Raw genomic sequence first — 19,261 nt, 5'->3', positions numbered from 1 at the left:
CAAGCCCGCTCAGTCTCTCTTTCAGACCCACTCAGCCGCTTTCCTCAAGCCCGCTGTCGACCGGACGACTGCCGAGCCGGCGGCAAAGGCGCGGCCGGCTCGGCAGATCACGTCATCAGAAGTCCTTGCACAGACGCAGGGCGTCATAGATGGCGGCGTGGGTGTTGCGCGGTGCGTTGCAGTCACCGAGGCGGAACAGCAGGTAATCATTGCCCTCGGTGGCCTGGCTCAGGCACGGCTGCGGCTTGATGGCGTAGAGCGACTCGACGTCGATCTGGCCCTTGTTGAGTGAACCGTCCTTGAAGGCGTAGTAGAGCGCCTCATCCGGGCGCACGCCGTTCTCGACCACGATCTGATCGACGACGCGCTCTTCCAGCGTGCCGGTGTATTCGTTCTCGAGCACCGCCACCAGGCCCTCGCCTTCGCGGTAGACCTCATGCAGCACCATGTCGGAGGTCATCACGACTTCCTTGGCATACAGGCTGCGGTAGTAGGTCGGGAAGGTGGTGCCGCCGACCGCCGCACCCGGCTTGATGTCGTCGGTGACGATCTCGACCCTGGCGCCCTTGTCGGCCAGATAGTCGGCCACCGAGACCCCGGAGAATTCGCAGATGCTGTCGTAGATCAGCACGTTGCTGCCCGGTGCGACGCGCCCATCCAGCACGTCCCACGAAGAGACGATCAGGCTCTTGGCCGGGTCTTCGTCATAACCCCAGGACGCGAACTGGTCCATGAACGGACGACCGCCCACCGCGAGGATCACCACATCGCCACGCAGGTCACGGATGGTGGCCTCATCGGCTCGGGTACCGAGGCGCAGGTCGACCTTCAGGCGCGCCAGTTCCAGCTGGTACCAGCGCGTGATGCCGGCGATCTGATCACGCTGCGGCGCCTTGGCGGCGATGGTGATCTGGCCGCCAAGCTCGTCACGGGCCTCGAACAGCGTCACGTCGTGGCCGCGTTCGGCGCACACGCGGGCCGCCTCCATGCCGGCCGGACCGCCGCCGACGATGACGACCTTGCGCACCGGGCCGCTGGTCTTCTCGATCTGGTGCGGCAGGCCCATGTATTCGCGCGAGGTGGCGGCATTCTGGATGCACAGCACGTCGAGACCCTGATACTGGCGGTCGATGCAGTAGTTGGCGCCGACGCACTGCTTGATCTGGTCGAGCTGACCCATCTTGATCTTGGCGATGATGTGCGGGTCGGCGATGTGGGCGCGGGTCATGCCGACCATGTCGACATAGCCGCCTTCCAGAATGCGCTCGGCCTGGTTGGGGTCCTTGATGTTCTGGGCGTGGATCACCGGAATCGAGACGACTTCCTTGATGCCGGAGGCCAGGTGCAGGAAGGGTTCCGGCGGGTAGGACATGTTGGGAATGACGTTGGCGAGGCTGTTGTGGGTATCACAGCCGGAGCCGATCACGCCGAAGAAGTCGAGCAGACCGGTGGCATCGTAATAGGCCGCGATCTGCTTCATGTCGTCGTGAGACAGGCCATCGGGATGGAATTCATCGCCACAGATGCGCATGCCGACCACGAAGTCGTCGCCGACTTCGGCGCGCACCGCCTTGAGCACCTCGAGACCGAACTTCATGCGGCCCTCGAAGCTGCCGCCCCACTCATCGGTGCGCTTGTTGACGCGCGGGCTCCAGAACTGGTCGATCAGATGCTGGTGCACGGCGGATAGCTCGACGCCGTCCAGGCCGCCTTCCTTGGCACGCCGCGCCGCCTGGGCGAAATCGGCGATGATGCGCTGGATCTCCTCCACCTCGATGGTCTTGCAGGTGGAGCGGTGCACCGGCTCGCGGATGCCGGACGGTGACATCAGCGAGGTCCAGTCGAAGCCGTCCCAGCGCGAGCGACGGCCCATGTGGGTAATCTGGATCATGATCTTGCCGCCATGCTTGTGCACGGCATCGGCCAGATTCTGGAAATGCGGAATGATGCGGTCGGTCGACAGATTGACGGAGCTCCACCAGCCCTGCGGGCTGTCGATGGAGACCACCGAGGAGCCACCACAGATGCACAGGCCACACCCGCCCTTGGCCTTCTCTTCGTAGTAGCGAACGTAGCGCTCGGTGGTCATGCCGCCATCGGTGGCATACACCTCGGCGTGGGCGGTACTGACGACGCGGTTGCGGATGGTCAGCTTGCCGATCTCGATCGGCTGGAAGAGTGCGTCGAATGCCATGGTGAGAGCTCCTCGCCGGGGAGAGCGCCGCCTCGTCACGCTGGCCTGGCCTGCCCGCCGCCACGAGTCGTTGCTGGTGGCGGCGGGATTGGCGTCAGGCGTCTTGCATGTCAGGTAAGGCGGCGCTCAGGCGTTGCGTTGTCGTTGTTGTGGGTGGTGAGTGTCGTGACAGAGAGATGCTCGGGCAGCCGGCTTGTGCTGTTGCCTTTTGCCTGGGCCGGGCCTGGGCCTTGACCCGAGTCATGGAATAGAGAGTGGCGGATCCGAAAACGTCACACTGTTCCGGGAGCGACCTCGAAATATCCCACGTCACAGCCTTCCTCACCGCCGCTCTGGGTCTGCACGGCGACGGTGCGCAGCTCGCTGCCACGCGCAGCCAGAATCTGGTCCATCGCGCCGGCGAACCAGCCGGTGAACATGTACTCGAGCCTGGTGCCGGTCTTGCCCTGCTGATAGACGAAGCAGGAGTGTTCCAGGCGCACCTTGCAGGTACCGCGCTCCAGATCGATCTCCTCGGTAATGAACAGACCCCAGCCGCGCTGCGACAGGCGCTTCATGTAGTGCTCGAAGACTTCCACGCCGACCAGGCCATGCAGCTCGGCTTCCTTCTCGCACCAGTGCCAGGCGCTCTTGTAGCCGGCGTGATAGAGAATCTCGGCGTATTTCTCCACGCCCAGCGCCTCTTCCACCGCGACATGGTTGTTGATGAAGAAGTGGCGCGGCACGTACAGCATCGGCAGCGCATCGGACGTCCAGACGCCAGTCTCGCTATCCACTTCGATCGGCAGTTCAGGGGCCATCTTGCTCATATCGGTGTCCTCCAAAGGGGGCTTGAGGGAATTGCAAAAGAGAGATCAGGAAAGAGAGATCAAGTAAAAGCGATCAATAAAGGGCACAGGCAGCCAGACTCAGCCGCCCCAGACGTTTTCCAGCGTGCGCAGCCAGTTCTCGCCCATGATCTTGCGCACCTGATGCTCGCTCATGCCGCGACGCAGCAGCGCCTCGGTCAGATTGGGGAACTCGCCGATGGTACGGATGCCTTCCGGATTGACGATCTTGCCGAAGTTGGTGAGACGGCGGGCGTAGCCCTTGTCGTGGGTCAGCCACTCGAAGAAGTCCTGGCCGTGACCCTGGGTGAAGTCGGTGCCGATGCCGATGGCATCCTCGCCGACCAGGTTCATCACGTATTCGATGGCCTCGACGTAGTCGTCGACGGTGGCGTTGACGCCGGCCTTGAGGAAGGGGGTGAACATGGTGACGCCGACGAAGCCGCCGTGTTCGGCGATGAAGCGCAGCTCGGCATCGGACTTGTTGCGCGGGTGGTCCTTGAGACCGGCCGGCGCGCAGTGGGAATAGCAGACAGGTACCTTGGATTCGAGGATGACTTCCTCGGAGGTCTTCGAGCCGACGTGGGAGAGATCACACATCACGCCGACGCGGTTCATCTCGGCGACCATCTCGCGCCCGAAGTCGGACAGGCCGCCGTCGCGCTCGTAGCAGCCGGTGCCGACCAGATTCTGGGTGTTGTAGCACATCTGCACGATGCCCACGCCGAGCTGCTTGAAGACATCGACATAGCCGATCTGGTCTTCATAGGCGTTGGCATTCTGGAAGCCGTAGATGATGCCGGTCTTGCCGGCGGCCTTGGCGGCGCGGATGTCGGCGGCCGTGCGCGCCACGCAGACCAGATCACTGCTCTCGGCGATCAGCTGGTTGCTCTTGACGATGTTGTTGACGGTCGCCTGGAAGCCTTCCCAGACCGAGACAGTGCAGTTGGCAGCGGTCAGACCGCCCTTGCGCATGTCCTCGAACAGCTCGCGCTGCCACTTGGCGATCACCAGACCATCGATGACGATGCTGTCATCGTGCAGGGCGCGGGCCGCATCGGACCCACCGAAGGAGGAGGAGAATTCGGACATCATGTCGCTCCGGCGCTGGGCAGGCGGCTCTGGAAGTCAGGTCACTGCCCGTACCCGGCGGACAGGGCCTGCCGGAACACGATCTCCAGCAGGCTGTGCCAGCATAGTCCTGCCCTCTTTCCCCTCTGACGCCAGATGCGACCCGTGGCTATCGAATCGCGTCAGGGCTGTCGTTTCTGAAACGACGACGCCCCGACTCGAGAGAGCCGGGGCGTCGTGGGACAGCCGATGGTGTAGCGTCAGGCCGGTCAATGCGCGGGTGACAGCTCCTTCAGCGAAGGCAGCAGGTCCCAGCTCAGCCAGCCACGCGGCTGTTCCAGACGCTTCAAGTAGCCCATGCCGAGATTGTTCATCTGACGGCGCGTCCAGCTGGCGCGGCGCTGGATATAGGCCGAGGGCTTGCCGGCATTGAAGCGGATCGGGTTGGGCAATACCGCCGCCAGCAGACTGGCCTGATAGGCGGAAAGGCTGGCGGCATCGGTATTGAAGTGATGCTCGGCCGCGGCCTCGACGCCGAAGACGCCCGGCCCCCATTCGGCGACATTCAGGTAGACCTCGAGAATGCGCTCCTTGGGCCAGATCATCTCGATCAGGATGGTGAACCAGACCTCCAGCCCCTTGCGCACCCAGCTGCGCCCGTTCCACAGGAAGACATTCTTGGCGGTCTGCTGGCTGATGGTGCTGGCGCCACGCAGACGCTCACCGGCCAGCCGTGCATCGATGGCCTTGACGATCTGATCGACATCGAAGCCGTAGTGATCGGGGAATTTCTGGTCTTCCGAGGCGATCACCGCCAGACGGGCATTGTTGGAAATCTGCTCCATCGGCACCCAGTCATGCTGCAGCGCCATCGGCTCGCCGGTGACCAGGCCATAGCCCCACTTCTCGAGCATCACCATCGACACCGGCAGCGGCACGAAGCGCAGCAATACCACCAGGCCGATGCAGGCCACCATCCAGCAGGCGATGACCTTGAATGCCCACACCGCCAGCCAGCGCAGGCGCTCCATCGGGCGCATGCCGGCACGCGGCGCCGGGCGGCGTGTCGCCCCGCGCCGAGCACCCGCCACACGCTCCGTGCCTTCCTGCCTGCGTTGCTGTCCTCGTGCCATCCCTTGCCGTCCCCTGTCGTGCGTGTCGTGGCTCGCCGCCGAGCCATTGTCGTGTCAGCCACTGATTCCTGGTGCCTTCGAGTGTACCAGAGCGTGCCGGTGGCTCCTGTGAAAACGACAACGCCCCTGCCGGAGCGGCAGAGGCGTTGGGCATTGCGGGAAGCTGCTGTCAGTCGGCGGCGTCAGCCCTGCAGACGCACGCTGGCGTAGGTCGGCTCACCGCGCGCATTGGCCAGTGCCAGAATCGCCGAGGAGACGGGGGACTCGCTGGCCGGTTGCAGGGGCGCATTGCCGACCATGCTCTGGCCGATCGACTGGTGCAGCAGCCCTTCCAGGCTGGCGACACCGGTCAGCTGGTGATCGCCATCGGCGCGACACGGCACCTCCAGCACGCTGACACTGCGCTCGCCACCGATGCGCTCATCACGCGGCGGCATGCCGAAGTACTCGCGGTAGCACTTGGAGAAGTGCGGCGTGGACACGAAGCCACAGGCCGAGGCCACCTCGATGATCGACAGCGCCGTCTGCTTGAGCAGCTGACGCGCGCGGGTCAGGCGCAGCTTGAGGTAGTAGCGCGACGGTGAGCAGTGCAGATACCGCTGGAACAGCCGCTCCAGCTGACGGCGCGAGACATCGACATAGTGCGCCAGCTCGTCCAGGCCGATGGGCTCTTCCAGATTGGCCTCCATCAGCGCGACGATTTCCAGAAGCTTGGGCTGGGTGGTGCCCAGCACATGCTTGAGCGGCACGCGCTGCTGGTCCTGCTCGCCACGTACGCGATCGCAGATGAACATCTCGGAGATGCCCGCCGCCAGCTCGCGGCCATGCTCGCGACCGATCATGGTCAGCATCATGTCCATCGGCGCGGTACCGCCGGAGGCCGTGGCGCGGTCCTGATCGATGTAGAACAGTCGTGTGGTCAGCGGCACGCGCGGGAAGGCTTCCTGCATCGCGGCCAGACACTCCCAGTGGATGCTGGTCTCATGGCCTTCGAGCAGCCCTGCCTGGGCCAGCGCCCAGCTGCCGGTGCAGACGGCACCCAGCTTGCGACCGGCACGCGCCTGGGCCTGAAGCCAGCTGACATGCGGGCGATGCACGGAGCGCTGGATGCCGACGCCACCGCACACGATGACGATATCCAGCGGCGGGCAGGCCTCGGTGGAGGTATCGGGCGTGACCTGCAGACCATCGCTGGCGCGCACGGGGGCGCCTTCCAGCGTCACGGTATACCAGCGGTACAGCTCGCGTCCGGCCAGCTGATTGGCCATGCGCAGCGGTTCCACCGCCGAGGCCAGCGAGATGAGCGTGAAGCTGTCGAGCAGCAGGAAGCCGATGGTCTGCGGCTGGCGCGTCTCGCCGGCCATTCCTGCAGCGGATGAGTGAGCTTCATACGGGCGGGCGAAACGGCCACTGGTCAATGCCATGAGGGGAGTCCTTCTCTATATCTGCTTGAGTGGCAGACCGGGGCCTCGTGGTGCCCTCTCCCGTGGCCTGATGAGGCCGGCGGGGGTCCGCAGTATTATCGTTATTGGGTCTCAGCAGGGAGCGAACCTTGAGGGGGCAGCTCCAGCAGCGACGACATCGGCGATCGGCCCCCTCAGGGGAAGGTCAATAAGCGACCTCTGCAATTCCGATAGCGTCAGGGATGTCGTGATTCACTGCCTGGACGTCGTGCGTTGTCCACCTCTCGACAGTAAACCATCGCGCCTGCATGGCGCAGTGACTTTATCGCCGCTGTGCAGCAAATCATCGTTGCCGTACGGCACAGAATAACGCCTGAGTTGGCTACCACTGACGCAGCATAAGCAAACGCCACCAGAACGGGCCTTCATGCCTGAAGGTTCTGAAAAACGCCGCCTCTCATGACGAAAAAACGACAGTCCCGCTATCCATCAATCGATAGCGGGACTGTCGTTTCTGTCTTTCACGCAGTGTCTCTGCTCGGCGAGCGATCAGCTGCGATTGGCACTTTCATACCTCAACGCCTGAGGCTCACCTCAAAGCAGGTGTTTCGCATGCCTTTCATTTCTATCGGCGACCACACTCACACCTCAAAGGAGGTGTTTCGCGTGGTAGGTCAAATGCTCATCGATGAAGCTGGCCATGAAGAAGTAGCTGTGGTCGTAGCCGGGCTGACGACGCAGGACCAGCGGGTGATCCAGCTCGGCGCAGACCGCCTCCAGGCGCTCCGGCTTGAGCTGCTCCTCGAGGAACTGATCACTCTCGCCCTGCTCGACGAACAGCTCCTGACGCGCGGCGCCGCTCTTGCTCGCCTGCTTGACCAGCTCGCAGGTATCCCACTGCGCCCACTGGGTGCGGTCATCGCCGAGATAGCCGCTGAAGGCTTTCTCGCCCCACGGGCAGGCCATCGGATTGACGATCGGCGCGAAGGCCGAGACCGAACGATAGCGGCCCGGATTCTTCAGCGCGCAGATCAAGGCGCCGTGGCCACCCATGGAGTGACCGGAGATCGACTCACGCTCGCCATCCACCGGGAAGTGACGCTTGACGAGCGCCGGCAGCTCCTCGGTGACGTAGTCATACATGCGGTAATGACGTGCCCACGGCTCGCGGGTGGCATTGACGTAGAAGCCTGCGCCACTGCCGAAGTCGTAGCTGTCGTCTTCGCCGTCCAGATTGACGCCGCGCGGACTGGTGTCCGGGCAGATCAGGGCGATGCCCAGCTCCGCCGCCTTCTTCTGCGCGCCGGCCTTCTGCATGAAGTTCTCGTCGGTGCAGGTCAGCCCCGACAGCCACCACAGCATCGGCACCGGGCCCTGTTCGGCCTGGGGTGGCAGATAGATGGCGAACACCATGTCGCAATCCAGGCTGCCGCTGCGGTGACGGTAACGCTTGAGCCAGCCGCCATGCACCTTGTTGGCGCTGACCAGCTCGAGTTGTTCGGTCGCGGTCATCATGCTCTCCCTTGTGATATCGCCCATGAAAACGGCGTCGGCAAGCCGACGCCGTTTCGCGTTCCAGACCTCACCGGGCAACAGGTGTTTCCCTGTTGCCCGGCGGCAATTCAGCCTCGGATCAGAAGCTCAGCACGGTACGGATCGACTTGCCTTCGTGCAGCAGATCGAAGGATTCGTTGATCTTCTCGAACGGCATCTGGTGAGTGATGAAGTCGTCCAGATTGATCGCGCCGTCCATGTAACGCTCGACGTAGCCCGGCAGTTCGGTACGGCCCTTGACGCCACCGAAGGCGGAGCCTTTCCAGACGCGCCCGGTCACCAGCTGGAACGGACGGGTGGAGATCTCTTCACCGGCACCGGCGACGCCGATGACGATGGATTCGCCCCAGCCCTTGTGCGCGCACTCAAGCGCCGCACGCATGACATTGACGTTGCCGATGCACTCGAAGGAGTAGTCGACGCCGCCGTCGGTCATGTCGACGATGGCTTCCTGGACCGGCACGGACAGCTTGCTCGGGTTGACGAAGTCGGTGGCGCCGAACTTGCGGGCCAGGTCGAACTTGTCTTCATTGATGTCGATGGCGATGATGCGCGACGCCTTGGCCATCACCGCACCCTGGATGGCGGCCAGACCGATGGCGCCGAGGCCGAAGATGGCGACGGTAGAGCCCGGCTCGACCTTGGCGGTGTTCATCACCGCGCCGATACCGGTGGTGACGCCACAGCCCAGCAGGCAGATCTTGTCCAGCGGCGCTTCCTTGGACACCTTGGCCAGCGAGACTTCCGGCACCACGGTGTATTCGGAGAAGGTGGAGGTGCCCATGTAGTGGTGCAGCATCTTGCCATCGAGGGAGAAGCGCGAGGTGCCGTCCGGCATCAGGCCGCGACCCTGGGTGGCACGCACGGCGCTGCACAGGTTGGTCTTGCCGGAGAGGCAGAACTTGCACTTGCCGCATTCGGCGGTGTAGAGCGGAATGACGTGGTCGCCCGGCACCAGGCCAGTCACGCCTTCGCCCACTTCCTCGACGATACCGGCGCCTTCGTGGCCCAGCACGGACGGGAACAGGCCTTCCGGGTCTGCGCCGGACAGGGTGAACGCATCGGTGTGACAGACGGCGGTATTGACGATGCGTACCAGCACCTCACCGGCCTTCGGCCCTTCGACATCGATCTCGACCAGTTCCAGCGGCTTGCCGGCTTCCAGCGCAATCGCAGCACGTGATTTCATGAATCTCTCCTAGTGAGCATCAATAGCGGTAAACTGGCTGCCAATCTCATGCCCCCTGGTGTGGTGATGATCACCACGGAGGCCACCCTGAAAGGTAGCAGCACCTGACAGGTTGCATGGATGAGTCGCCCGAGGGGCTCCCCACGCGACAGGCACTGGGCTCGTCCTTGCGGTTCATCCTTGCGGGCTTGGCATGGAGCACAGTCTACGCAGTCATGCGGGTGGGATTAAGCCATCGGCACTCAGATGATTATTGCCACTCAACAACAATGAAAGAGGAGCCAGCATGCAGCGCTGGGACCGTATCGAAGCCTTCGTGGAAGTCGTCAGAATCGGCTCATTTTCCGGTGCTGCCCGTCATCTCGGGGTGTCCAGCTCACATGTCAGTCGTCTGATCAGCCAGCTGGAAGCCCAGCTCGATACCCAATTGCTCTACCGCACCACCCGTCAGACGCGTCTCACCGATGCCGGACAGGTGTATTTCGAGCACTGCCATCACCTCTTCGATGGCTTCCGCGCCGCCGAACAGGCCATCGGCGACTTCCACGCCCGCCCCAGCGGCGTGCTCAAGCTGACCAGCGCCACCACCTTCGGCGAGCGCTACGTCGCGCCGCTGGTCAACGACTTCCAGCTGCTGCACCCGCAACTGGAAGTGCAGATGCACTTCACCAACCGTCCGGTGGAACTGATCGACGAGGGCTTCGACGTCGCCATCCGCATGGGCGTGCTCAAGGACTCCTCGCTGATCGCAAGGCGGCTGGTGGACCGCCGCGAATTCGTCGTCGCCTCGCATGACTACTTCCAGCAGGCGCCGCGTCCGCACACGCTGGCCGAGCTCTCCAGTCACCGCTGTCTGGCCGGTTCCAAGCGCGAGTGGCTGTTCGAGGTCGAGGGCCAGCGCCGTGAAGTGCGCATCACCGGCAGCTGGCAGGCCAACTCAGGTCCGGCACTGTTGGACGCCACGCTCAAGGGCCTTGGCCTTGCCCAGATTCCCGACTATTACGTCGCGCCCCATCTGGCCAGCGGCAAGCTGATCTCGGTGCTGGATGAGTACCAGGTGCGCGATACCGGGGTATGGATCGTCTATCCCCGCCACCGCCACCTCTCGCCCAAGGTGCGCCAGTTCGTCGACTTCATGGTCGAGCGCTTCGAGGGCGGCATCCCCGGCCTTGACGCATGACGCGCCGCCGCGGATGAGCTGCTGAGTTGATGAGCGAATAAGTTGATAAGCCGACGAACGACAGACGGGCTGCCAATCGGCAGCCCGTCTGTCATTGCACTCACCATTCTCATCAGCGGCGTCAGGCGCGCTGCGCCCCGCTGCCCGGTACTGCCTCGGGCAGATGCACCGGCGGTGCCTTGACCAGCAACTTGCTGGCCACGAAGTAGACCAGCGCCCCCAGCAGCGAGCCGGTGAACCAGCCGTAGTCGTAGAACCAGGAAAGCCCGGGCTGCGAGAAGCTGATCACCGTCAGTCCCACCGGCACGAAGAAGGCGATGAAGCCCGCCGGATTGAAGGCCGGATAGGTGCTGCCATCCAGATAGAGTGCCGGCAGATCAAAGGACTGACGACGGATCACGAAGTAGTCGACGATCATGATCCCCGCGATCGGCCCCAGCAGACTCGAATAGCCCAGCAGCCAGTTGGAATAGAGGCTCTCGAGACTCACGTCCGAGACGATCCAGCCCATCTTCTTGATCAGCTCGAAGCCCATCAGCAGCACCCCGACCAGCCCGGTCAGCAGCACGCCGCGCGTCTGGTTGATCAACTTCGGCGCGATGTTCTGGAAATCATTGGTCGGCGAGACGATGTTGGCCGCGGTATTGGTGGAGAGCGTCGCGATGATGATCAGCACCATGGCGATGGCGACCCAGCCGGGGCTGTCGATGCGACCGATCAGATTGACCGGGTCGGAGATGGTCTCGCCCACCAGCGAGCTGGACGCCGCGGTCAGCACCACGCCGAGCGCAGCGAAGAAGAACATCGTCAGCGGCAGACCGATGATCTGACCGACGATCTGGTCCTTCTGGCTCTTCGCGTAACGGCTGAAGTCAGGGATGTTCAGCGACAGCGTCGCCCAGAAGCCGACCATCGCGGTCAGGCCCGCCATGAAGTAGCTGGCCACGCCATCGCCTTCGGGACGATTCGGCGGCTGAGCCAGCAGCTCGCTGATCGAGGTATGCGGCAGCGCCCACACCATCAGGCCGACACCCACCGCCAACAGCAAGGGCGCGGAGAGCGTCTCCAGCCACTTGATGGATTCCGCGCCGCGAATCACCACAAACAGGTTGAGCGCCCAGAACACGAAGAAGCCGATGACCTCGCCTACCCCGCCCAGCGCCTTCCAGTCGGCCGAAAGGCTCGACAGCAGCAGGTGGATCGCCAGCCCGCCGAACATCGTCTGGATACCGAACCAGCCACAGGCGACCACCGCACGAATCATGCATGGCACGTTGGAGCCGATGATGCCGAAGGAGGAACGCAGCACCACCGGGAAGGGAATCCCGAAGCGCGTGCCGGGGAAGGCGTTGAGGGTCAGCGGAATCAGTACCACCAGGTTGGCGACCAGAATCGTGAACAGCGCCTCGCCGACGCTCAGGCCGAAGTAGGCGGTCAGGACGCCACCCAGGGTATAGGTCGGCACGCAGATCGACATGCCGACCCACAGTGCGGCGATGTTCCAGCGCGACCAGGTGCGTTCGGCACTCTTGGTCGGCGCGATATCCTCGTTGTAACGCGGGCTGCGGGCGACATCCTGTGCCACCACCAGCTCGATCATTTCCTCATTGCTGCGCACCATGTGCGAGCGCGTCTGTGTCGGGGCCATGAGTCCTCACCTGTTCAGCTGTTGTTATTGTTGAGGGTGATGCACTGCGCTTGCCTTGTGTCACTTGTCGTTTCCTGTCTTCCTCACCTTCTCCGTCGCTTTCCTGACTCCTCTTCGCTCCTCCCCGTTCGGCACACTTCTTCAGGCACACTTCATTCGGCACTGCATGCAGAAGATTCTGATGCAGAAGATTCTGCGGCAGACGAATCTGTGGCAGGCCGTGTAGAAGAAACACCTTGCGCATTTCGTGTGCAAAATCCTGTGGCAAATCGCATGCCGCCGGCCGGATTATTGCCGACAAATCAAACCTGTCTTGCAAGACAACTTGAGATGCAATGGCGCGTATTTTCATGCATGACGCCTGTCAGGTGGCGACAAGCCGTGTTCGCGCCAACTGTCAGTATGGTCAGGTTCCAAGCTGGTGCAAGGCGGTCTTGCGCAATGCCCCCGCAAACGATCACAAGCCACTGTTGTGCATCGTCTTTTCCCTTGAAAATCACGTGAACCACGCTGATTCTTCAGGCACCACAATGGTGAAACATGGCCTTTTCTTGAACAAAAATTCTTTGATAACAACAAGATAAATCCACAAGACTTTATTTGACACTTCATCTTGCCGAACGCGGGAACACTGTCTAATGTTCATTAAGCTGACTGGTGAGACAGGATTTAAATCGGACCTTTCCTGACCCATGACGCCTGCCAGTGGCATGCAGACTTGCCAGGCAGGCGGTGTGTTTTTCCTGGGCCCATTCTCGCGCTATCCCTGCTCACCCGTTCAGCCCACCAGCACTCATTGAAGACAACAACAACCGGCGCCAAGCGCCCGATGAGGAAGACATGTCGAACGATTCCCGCATCTCCTATACCGAAGATGCCGGCAAGCTGCGCTGCGCCGTCATCCAGATGGGACTCAACGTCTCCACCGACCTCGAGCCCGCGCAGATCCGTGATGCCATGAACGAGGCCCACCTGCCGCTGATCGACCAGGCCGGTGAGGCAGGCGTCAAGATCCTGTGCTTCCAGGAAGTCTTCAATCAGCCCTATTTCTGCCCGAGCCAGGATGCCAAGTGGTATGCCGCCGCCGAGCGCGTGCCCGACGGCCCCACCGTCACCCTGATGCAGCAGTACGCGAAGAAGCATCAGATGGTGATCATCGTGCCCATCTACGAGGAAGTGCAGCCGGGGGTGTACTACAACACCGCCGCCGTCATCGATGCCGACGGCAGCTATCTGGGCAAGTATCACAAGACTCACATCCCGCAGGTGGCGGGCTTCTGGGAGAAATTCTTCTTCAAGCCGGGCAAGTCCGACTGGCCGGTCTTCGACACCGCCTACGGGCGCATCGGCGTCTACATCTGCTACGACCGCCACTTCCCGGAAGGCTGGCGCGCACTGGCGCTCAACGGCGCCGAGATCATCTTCAATCCCTCCGCTACCGTCGCGGGCCTCTCCCAATACCTGTGGGAGCTGGAACAGCCCGCCTCCGCCGCCGCCAATGGCTGCTACATCGCCGCCATCAACCGCGTCGGCCATGAACAGCCGTGGGATATCGGCGAGTTCTACGGCTCCTCCTACTTCGTGAATCCACGCGGCCGGATCGAAGCCCAGGCCAGCGCCACCGAGGATGAGCTGCTGATCCACGACCTCGACATGTCGATGGTGCGCGAGGTGCGCAACAACTGGCAGTTCTTCCGCGACCGTCGCCCGGACGCCTATACCCGCCTCACCGACGGCGAGTGACGGACTGACGACCCGCACGACAACAACAAGACGAACTGACACTCAATGCCGGACAAGGCCGCGCGATGCGGCCGGGAGAGACTCATGGCAATCCTGATCAAGGGCGGCAGCATCCAGACCCACGAAGAGCGCTATACCGCCGATGTGCTGTGTGACGGCGAGACCATCACCGCCATCGGCACCGACCTGGACGTACCGGACGACTGCGAGGTGATCGACGCCAGCGGCTGTCTGGTGATGCCCGGCGGCATCGACCCGCACACCCACATGCAGCTGCCCTTCATGGGCACCGTGGCCAGCGAAGACTTCCAGACCGGCACCGCCGCGGCGCTGGCCGGTGGCACCACCATGATCATCGATTTCGTGATCCCCTCCCCCCAGCAGCCGCTGATGGAGGCCTATCACACTTGGCGCGAATGGGCCGAGAAATCGTGCTGCGACTACAGCTTCCACGTCGCCGTCACCTGGTGGGACGAGAGCGTCAGCCAGGACATGGCGACGCTGGTCACCGATTACGGCGTCAACAGCTTCAAGCACTTCATGGCCTACAAGAACGCCATCATGGCGCCGGACGACACCCTCGTCTCGAGCTTCGCGCGCTGCCTGGAGCTGGGCGCGATTCCCACCGTGCATGCCGAGAACGGCGAGCTGGTCTACCACCTGCAGCAGAAGCTGCTGGCCGATGGCATCACCGGCCCGGAGGCGCATCCGCTGTCGCGCCCACCGCAGGTCGAGGGCGAGGCCGCCAGCCGCGCCATCCGCATCGCCGGCACCCTGGGCACGCCGGTGTATCTGGTCCACGTCTCTACCGCCGATGCGCTGGAGGAGATCCGCTACGCCCGCGAGCACGGTCAGCCGGTCTACGGCGAGGTGCTGGCAGGCCATCTGCTGATCGATGAAGAGGTCTATCAGAACAAGAGCTGGGAATTCGCGGCCGGCCACGTGATGAGCCCGCCGTTCCGCTCGCTGGAACACCGCCAGGCACTGTGGGGCGGCATCCAGTCCGGTGATCTGCAGACCACCGCCACCGACCACTGCTGCTTCTGCGCCGAGCAGAAGGAGATGGGCAAGGACGACTTCTCGAAGATTCCCAACGGCACCGCCGGGGTCGAGGACCGCATGGCGATGCTGTGGCACGAAGGCGTCAACACCGGGCGCTTCTCCGCCGAGGACTTCGTCGGCCTGACCTCCACCAATGCGGCCAAGATCTTCAATCTCTATCCGCGCAAAGGCGCGATCCGCGTCGGCAGCGACGCCGACATCGTGGTCTGGGACCCCAACGCCGAACGCACCATCTCGGCCAAGACCCACCACCAGAACATCGACTTCAATATCTTCGAAGGCCGCACCGTCAAGGGCATTCCGCGCCACACCATCAGCCGCGGCGACTGGGCATGGCGCGATGGCGAACTGCATGCCAAGCGCGGCCACGGCCAGTATGTCGAGCGTCCGGCCTACCCCAGCGTGTTCGACCAGCTCAAGGCCCGCGCCGAGAGCAACGTCGTCAGCGCCGTGGATCGCAGCTGACGGTCGGCGAACGACCCACCTGAGACAAGCACTACACGACTGAACGACGGCCTGGCGGCGCACCTGACGCGCTGCCAGTCCAGAGGCGCTACAAGTCAAGAAACGCAACCCGACTCGCCTGTAAGACCAACAACAACGACCCCGCGCCTGAGCGCGGGCAGGAGCCACACCGTGACCACATCCTCCACTCCTTCCCACTGGGCCCCGAGCGGGCTCGCGGAAGAGGCGCTGAGTGCGCGTTTCACAGACCTGCATCCGGCGCTCAGCAAGCGCCAGGCCTTCATCGAGAGCTCGCGCTGTCTGTACTGCTACGATGCACCCTGCATCAAGGCCTGCCCGACCAGCATCGACATCCCGACCTTCATTCGCCGTATCCACGATGACAATCTCGAAGGCGCCGCCAGCGAGATTCTCGATGCCAATATCCTCGGTGGCAGCTGCGCCCGCGTCTGCCCCACCGAGATCCTCTGCGAGCAGTCCTGCGTGCGCAATCAGGGCGATGAGTGTCAGCCGGTGCTGATCGGCCTGCTGCAACGTCATGCGCTGGACAACGCCCAGTTCGAAGCCCATCCGTTCACGCGTGGCGCCAGCACCGGTCGGCGTATCGCGGTGGTCGGCGCCGGGCCAGCCGGGCTTTCCTGCGCCCATCGTCTGGCACGTTTCGGCCACGACGTGGTGATCTTCGAGGCCGAGGAAAAGGCCGGCGGCCTCAACGAATACGGCATCGCCCGCTACAAGCTGACCGATGACTTCGCCGCCCGCGAAGTCGAATTCCTGCTCGAGATCGGCGGCATCGAGATCCGCCACGGCCAGCGCCTCGGCGACAACCTGGCGCTGGCCTCCCTGACACGCGAATTCGACAGCGTCTTCCTCGGCCTCGGCCTTGGCACCAGCCATGCCCTCGGCCTGACCGGCGAGGATGCCAGCGGCCTGATGGCGGCCACCGACTTCATCAAGGTGCTGCGTCAGAGTGGCGAACTGAACGCCCTCGCGGTGCCCAGACACGCCGTGGTGATCGGTGCCGGCAACACCGCCATCGATATCGCCGTGCAGGCCAGGCGCCTCGGCGCGCAGACGGTGGACCTGGTCTATCGGCGTGGCGAGGAGCAGATGTCCGCCACCCATCACGAGCAGGAAATCGCGCGCGCCAATGGCGTGATGATCCACACCTGGGCGCGCCCGCTGGCGATCGATGTGGCAAACGATAGTGGTAGAAGCGAAGAAGGTGACGCCGCCGCGCTCAGCGCGATGCAGTTCGCGCGCACGCGGGTCGAGGATGGCCGCCTCGTCGATACCGGCGAGACCTTCACGCTGGCCTGCGATGGGGTCTTCACCGCCATCGGCCAGGGCTTCGATGACGCGAGCCTGAGCGATGCGCATGCCGCAGGGCTGGCCCGCGAGGGGGCCAAGATAGAGGTGGACGAGATGCTGCGCACCAGTCTGCCCGGCGTCTATGCCGGCGGTGACTGCATCGCCCGCGGGCAGGACCTCACCGTTCAAGCCGTCGCCCACGGCAAGCTGGCCGCCGAGGCCATCCATCACGATCTGATGCTCAAGGTGGAGGCCGCCTGATGACCATTCATACCCCGCTCAATGACGATAACGCCCGCCCGGCAGGTGCTGGATCAAGCGGCGATCACGTCGCCAGCTACAAGGCCGATCTGTCGGTCAACTTCGCCGGCATCCGTGCCCCCAACCCCTTCTGGCTGGCCAGCGCCCCGCCCACCGACAAGGCCTACAACGTGGTACGCGCCTTCGAGGCCGGCTGGGGTGGCGTGGTCTGGAAGACCCTCGGCGAAGACCCGGCCGCGGTGAACGTCTCCTCCCGCTACTCGGCGCACTATGGCCCGACTGGCGAGGTCAGCGGCTTCAACAACATCGAGCTGATCACCGACCGATCGTTGGAGATCAACCTGCGCGAGATCACCCAGGTCAAGAAGGACTGGCCGGACCGCGCGCTGATCGTCTCGCTGATGGTGCCGTGTGAGGAAGAGGCCTGGAAGACCATCCTGCCGCAGGTCGAGGCCACCGGCTGTGACGGCATCGAACTCAACTTCGGCTGCCCCCACGGCATGCCGGAACGCGGCATGGGCGCGGCGGTGGGCCAGGTGCCGGAGTATGTCGAGCAGGTCACGCGCTGGTGCAAGACCTACAGCTCGCTGCCGGTGATCGTCAAACTGACCCCCAACATCACCGACGTGCGTGAACCGGCCAAGGCCGCCTGGCGTGGCGGCGCCGATGCCGTCTCGCTGATCAACACCATCAACTCCATCACCCATCTGGATCTCGACCGCATGGTCGCGCATCCCATCGTCGGTGACCGCAGCACCCACGGCGGCTATTGCGGCAGCGCCGTGAAGCCCATCGCGCTGAACATGGTGGCCGAGATAGCGCGCACGCCGGAAACCGCCAACCTGCCGATCTCCGGCATCGGCGGCATCTCCAACTGGGAAGATGCCGCCGAATTCATCGCCCTCGGCGCGGGTAGCGTGCAGGTGTGCACGGCGGCGATGCTGCACGGCTTCCGTATCGTCGAGGAGATGAAGGATGGCCTGGGGCGCTGGATGGACAGCAAGGGCTATCAGCGTATCGACGAGTTCTCCCGCGCGGCGGTGCCCAACACCACCGACTGGAAGCAGCTAGACATGAACTATCAGGTGATCGCCCGCATCGACCAGGACAAGTGCATCGGCTGCGGACGCTGCTATATCGCCTGCGAGGACACCTCGCACCAGGCCATCATGCATCTGTCCAAGGACAACGGCACCGCCCGCTATGAGGTGAAGGACGCCGACTGCGTGGGCTGCAACCTGTGCGAGATCACCTGCCCGGTCGAGGACTGCATCACCATGGAAGTGCAGGACACCGGCAAGCCGTACATGAACTGGATGGAGGACCCACGCAATCCGCATCGCGCGGCCTGATCGCCTGGTGCTCCTCTGATCGCGGGACGCAGATAGCAATAGATGGGAACCAAAAAAAGGGGCTGCCAGCGATGGCAGCCCATTTTTCATTGGCTTGATGACCCGCCAATGATGACCGTGATTAGCTTAAGGACAATGAAACCATGAAGTCACCTGCTGACTCAGGCGGACAAACCGACCCCCTTAAGCAGCACTCGCGTCACGTTCTGCACCGCCTGCTCGAATTCCCGATCACTCAGCGCCTTGCCCTGATTGAGCACCGCGATCTGGTGGTCGAAGTCGGCGTAGTGCTGGGTGCTGGCCCAGATCATATACAGGTAGGCGGAGGCATCGACGTTGTCGATGCGGCCCTCGCCGATCCACTGGCGCAGACGTGACTTCTTCATCTCGGCCCACTCGTCGAGCCACACCGTCAGCTCTTCGCCCAGCACCGGCGCACCCTGCATGATCTCGCTGGCCCACACCTTGGAGCCATAGGGGCGCTGGCGCGAGTGCATCATCTTGGCGCGAATGTAGGTGGAGAGCACCAGCTGCGGGTCGTCGTAGGCCTCGAAGCACAGCGCATCTTCCTTCCACAGCGCCAGCAGGCCATCGAGCACCGCGCGATACAGCGCTTCCTTGGTGCTGAAGTAGTAATGCAGATTGGACTTGGGCAGCTCTACCTCGGCGGCAATATCGACCATGCTGGCGCCGACATAGCCCTTGAGAGCGAAGATCTTTTCGGCGGCGAGCAGGATGCGGCCGACATTATCCTTGCGAATCTGAGACTTGCGAGTGGTCATGCGATCCCCTGACGCGGTGCTGGCAGTGCGATGAGAATATCACAACCGCACTGCCAACATGTCTGAGCCGTCAGGTTTGCCCTGTC

At 63.3% G+C, this 19,261-nt stretch carries 15 protein-coding genes; 5 read left to right on the top strand and 10 right to left on the bottom strand.

Translation table 11 applies throughout. From position 1 onward, the window contains the following. Window positions 1–115: 115 nt before the first annotated feature. From dgcA to H2O77_RS02085, 7 genes are all read right to left on the bottom strand, one after another. Window positions 116–2,194, bottom strand: coding sequence for a dimethylglycine demethylation protein DgcA (gene dgcA, locus H2O77_RS02115; protein WP_043333738.1), 2,079 nt, complete (start codon window positions 2,192–2,194; stop codon window positions 116–118). A gap of 272 nt (window positions 2,195–2,466) precedes the next feature. Then, window positions 2,467–3,003, bottom strand: a complete 537-nt coding sequence (locus H2O77_RS02110) for a DUF5943 domain-containing protein (RefSeq protein WP_107335564.1) — start codon at window positions 3,001–3,003, stop codon at window positions 2,467–2,469. A 99-nt stretch (window positions 3,004–3,102) separates the two neighbouring features. Further along, window positions 3,103–4,113 (bottom strand): dipeptidase, encoded by a 1,011-nt coding sequence (locus H2O77_RS02105; RefSeq protein ID WP_215823803.1) that lies wholly within the window; start codon window positions 4,111–4,113, stop codon window positions 3,103–3,105. 248 nt (window positions 4,114–4,361) lie between these two features. Then, window positions 4,362–5,225, bottom strand: coding sequence for a monofunctional biosynthetic peptidoglycan transglycosylase (gene mtgA, locus H2O77_RS02100; protein ID WP_234368049.1), 864 nt, complete (start codon window positions 5,223–5,225; stop codon window positions 4,362–4,364). Between the two features lie 182 nt (window positions 5,226–5,407). Next, complete coding sequence (locus H2O77_RS02095) at window positions 5,408–6,589, bottom strand: GlxA family transcriptional regulator (RefSeq protein ID WP_240548778.1); 1,182 nt, start codon at window positions 6,587–6,589, stop codon at window positions 5,408–5,410. Between the two features lie 687 nt (window positions 6,590–7,276). After that, complete coding sequence (gene fghA, locus H2O77_RS02090; RefSeq protein WP_131431246.1) at window positions 7,277–8,140, bottom strand: S-formylglutathione hydrolase; 864 nt, start codon at window positions 8,138–8,140, stop codon at window positions 7,277–7,279. Window positions 8,141–8,261: 121 nt separating this feature from the next. Continuing rightward, window positions 8,262–9,371 carry an S-(hydroxymethyl)glutathione dehydrogenase/class III alcohol dehydrogenase gene (locus tag H2O77_RS02085; protein WP_043333735.1) on the bottom strand — a complete coding sequence of 370 codons (1,110 nt, stop codon included), beginning with the start codon at window positions 9,369–9,371 and terminating at the stop codon, window positions 8,262–8,264. A 286-nt stretch (window positions 9,372–9,657) separates the two neighbouring features. Here H2O77_RS02085 and H2O77_RS02080 point away from each other — a divergent pair, with 286 nt between their 5' ends. Continuing rightward, on the top strand, window positions 9,658–10,551 hold the full coding sequence (locus tag H2O77_RS02080; RefSeq protein WP_054555324.1) for a LysR family transcriptional regulator: 894 nt from the start codon (window positions 9,658–9,660) through the stop codon (window positions 10,549–10,551). 121 nt (window positions 10,552–10,672) lie between these two features. On the opposite strand, the gene H2O77_RS02075 is transcribed toward H2O77_RS02080, so the two are convergent. Continuing rightward, window positions 10,673–12,151, bottom strand: coding sequence for an NCS1 family nucleobase:cation symporter-1 (locus H2O77_RS02075; RefSeq protein ID WP_225996544.1), 1,479 nt, complete (start codon window positions 12,149–12,151; stop codon window positions 10,673–10,675). 4 nt (window positions 12,152–12,155) lie between these two features. Continuing rightward, window positions 12,156–12,551 carry a hypothetical protein gene (locus tag H2O77_RS02070; protein ID WP_215823801.1) on the bottom strand — a complete coding sequence of 132 codons (396 nt, stop codon included), beginning with the start codon at window positions 12,549–12,551 and terminating at the stop codon, window positions 12,156–12,158. 488 nt (window positions 12,552–13,039) lie between these two features. Between H2O77_RS02070 and H2O77_RS02065 the strand changes: the two genes are divergently transcribed. From H2O77_RS02065 to preA, 4 genes are all read left to right on the top strand, one after another. Beyond that, the gene (locus tag H2O77_RS02065; protein WP_215823800.1) at window positions 13,040–13,942 is read left to right on the top strand and encodes a nitrilase-related carbon-nitrogen hydrolase; all 903 of its coding nucleotides are present in this window, start codon (window positions 13,040–13,042) and stop codon (window positions 13,940–13,942) included. An 84-nt stretch (window positions 13,943–14,026) separates the two neighbouring features. Then, window positions 14,027–15,469, top strand: coding sequence for a dihydropyrimidinase (hydA, locus tag H2O77_RS02060; protein WP_215823799.1), 1,443 nt, complete (start codon window positions 14,027–14,029; stop codon window positions 15,467–15,469). 171 nt (window positions 15,470–15,640) lie between these two features. Beyond that, window positions 15,641–17,041, top strand: a complete 1,401-nt coding sequence (locus tag H2O77_RS02055) for an NAD(P)-dependent oxidoreductase (RefSeq protein WP_215823798.1) — start codon at window positions 15,641–15,643, stop codon at window positions 17,039–17,041. Next, on the top strand, window positions 17,041–18,393 hold the full coding sequence (preA, locus tag H2O77_RS02050) for an NAD-dependent dihydropyrimidine dehydrogenase subunit PreA (protein ID WP_215823797.1): 1,353 nt from the start codon (window positions 17,041–17,043) through the stop codon (window positions 18,391–18,393). Before H2O77_RS02055 ends, preA begins: the two co-directional genes overlap by 1 nt. Window positions 18,394–18,554: 161 nt before the next feature. On the opposite strand, the gene H2O77_RS02045 is transcribed toward preA, so the two are convergent. Next, window positions 18,555–19,175: a TetR/AcrR family transcriptional regulator gene (locus tag H2O77_RS02045; protein ID WP_043333730.1), complete on the bottom strand. Its 621-nt coding sequence runs from the start codon at window positions 19,173–19,175 to the stop codon at window positions 18,555–18,557. Between the last annotated feature and the right edge of the window lie 86 nt (window positions 19,176–19,261).

The sequence above is a fragment of the Cobetia sp. 4B genome, assembly GCF_018831605.1.
Taxonomy (GTDB): Bacteria; Pseudomonadota; Gammaproteobacteria; order Pseudomonadales; family Halomonadaceae; genus Cobetia; species Cobetia amphilecti.
Note: the sequence above shows the minus strand (reverse complement) of the source record. Positions and strands in the feature narration are given on the sequence as shown.

What these genes read in the sequence shown, in the direction of transcription:
- mtgA (WP_234368049.1), bottom strand. Translation starts at nt 5,225, where the DNA reads ATGGCACGAGGACAGCAACGCAGGCAGGAAGGCACGGAGCGTGTGGCG.
- H2O77_RS02080 (WP_054555324.1), top strand. Translation starts at nt 9,658, where the DNA reads ATGCAGCGCTGGGACCGTATCGAAGCCTTCGTGGAAGTCGTCAGAATC.
- H2O77_RS02070 (WP_215823801.1), bottom strand. Translation starts at nt 12,551, where the DNA reads ATGAAAATACGCGCCATTGCATCTCAAGTTGTCTTGCAAGACAGGTTT.
- fghA (WP_131431246.1), bottom strand. Translation starts at nt 8,140, where the DNA reads ATGACCGCGACCGAACAACTCGAGCTGGTCAGCGCCAACAAGGTGCAT.
- dgcA (WP_043333738.1), bottom strand. Translation starts at nt 2,194, where the DNA reads ATGGCATTCGACGCACTCTTCCAGCCGATCGAGATCGGCAAGCTGACC.
- H2O77_RS02105 (WP_215823803.1), bottom strand. Translation starts at nt 4,113, where the DNA reads ATGTCCGAATTCTCCTCCTCCTTCGGTGGGTCCGATGCGGCCCGCGCC.
- preA (WP_215823797.1), top strand. Translation starts at nt 17,041, where the DNA reads ATGACCATTCATACCCCGCTCAATGACGATAACGCCCGCCCGGCAGGT.
- H2O77_RS02085 (WP_043333735.1), bottom strand. Translation starts at nt 9,371, where the DNA reads ATGAAATCACGTGCTGCGATTGCGCTGGAAGCCGGCAAGCCGCTGGAA.
- hydA (WP_215823799.1), top strand. Translation starts at nt 14,027, where the DNA reads ATGGCAATCCTGATCAAGGGCGGCAGCATCCAGACCCACGAAGAGCGC.
- H2O77_RS02065 (WP_215823800.1), top strand. Translation starts at nt 13,040, where the DNA reads ATGTCGAACGATTCCCGCATCTCCTATACCGAAGATGCCGGCAAGCTG.
- H2O77_RS02045 (WP_043333730.1), bottom strand. Translation starts at nt 19,175, where the DNA reads ATGACCACTCGCAAGTCTCAGATTCGCAAGGATAATGTCGGCCGCATC.
- H2O77_RS02095 (WP_240548778.1), bottom strand. Translation starts at nt 6,589, where the DNA reads ATGGCCGGCGAGACGCGCCAGCCGCAGACCATCGGCTTCCTGCTGCTC.
- H2O77_RS02110 (WP_107335564.1), bottom strand. Translation starts at nt 3,003, where the DNA reads ATGAGCAAGATGGCCCCTGAACTGCCGATCGAAGTGGATAGCGAGACT.
- H2O77_RS02075 (WP_225996544.1), bottom strand. Translation starts at nt 12,151, where the DNA reads ATGATCGAGCTGGTGGTGGCACAGGATGTCGCCCGCAGCCCGCGTTAC.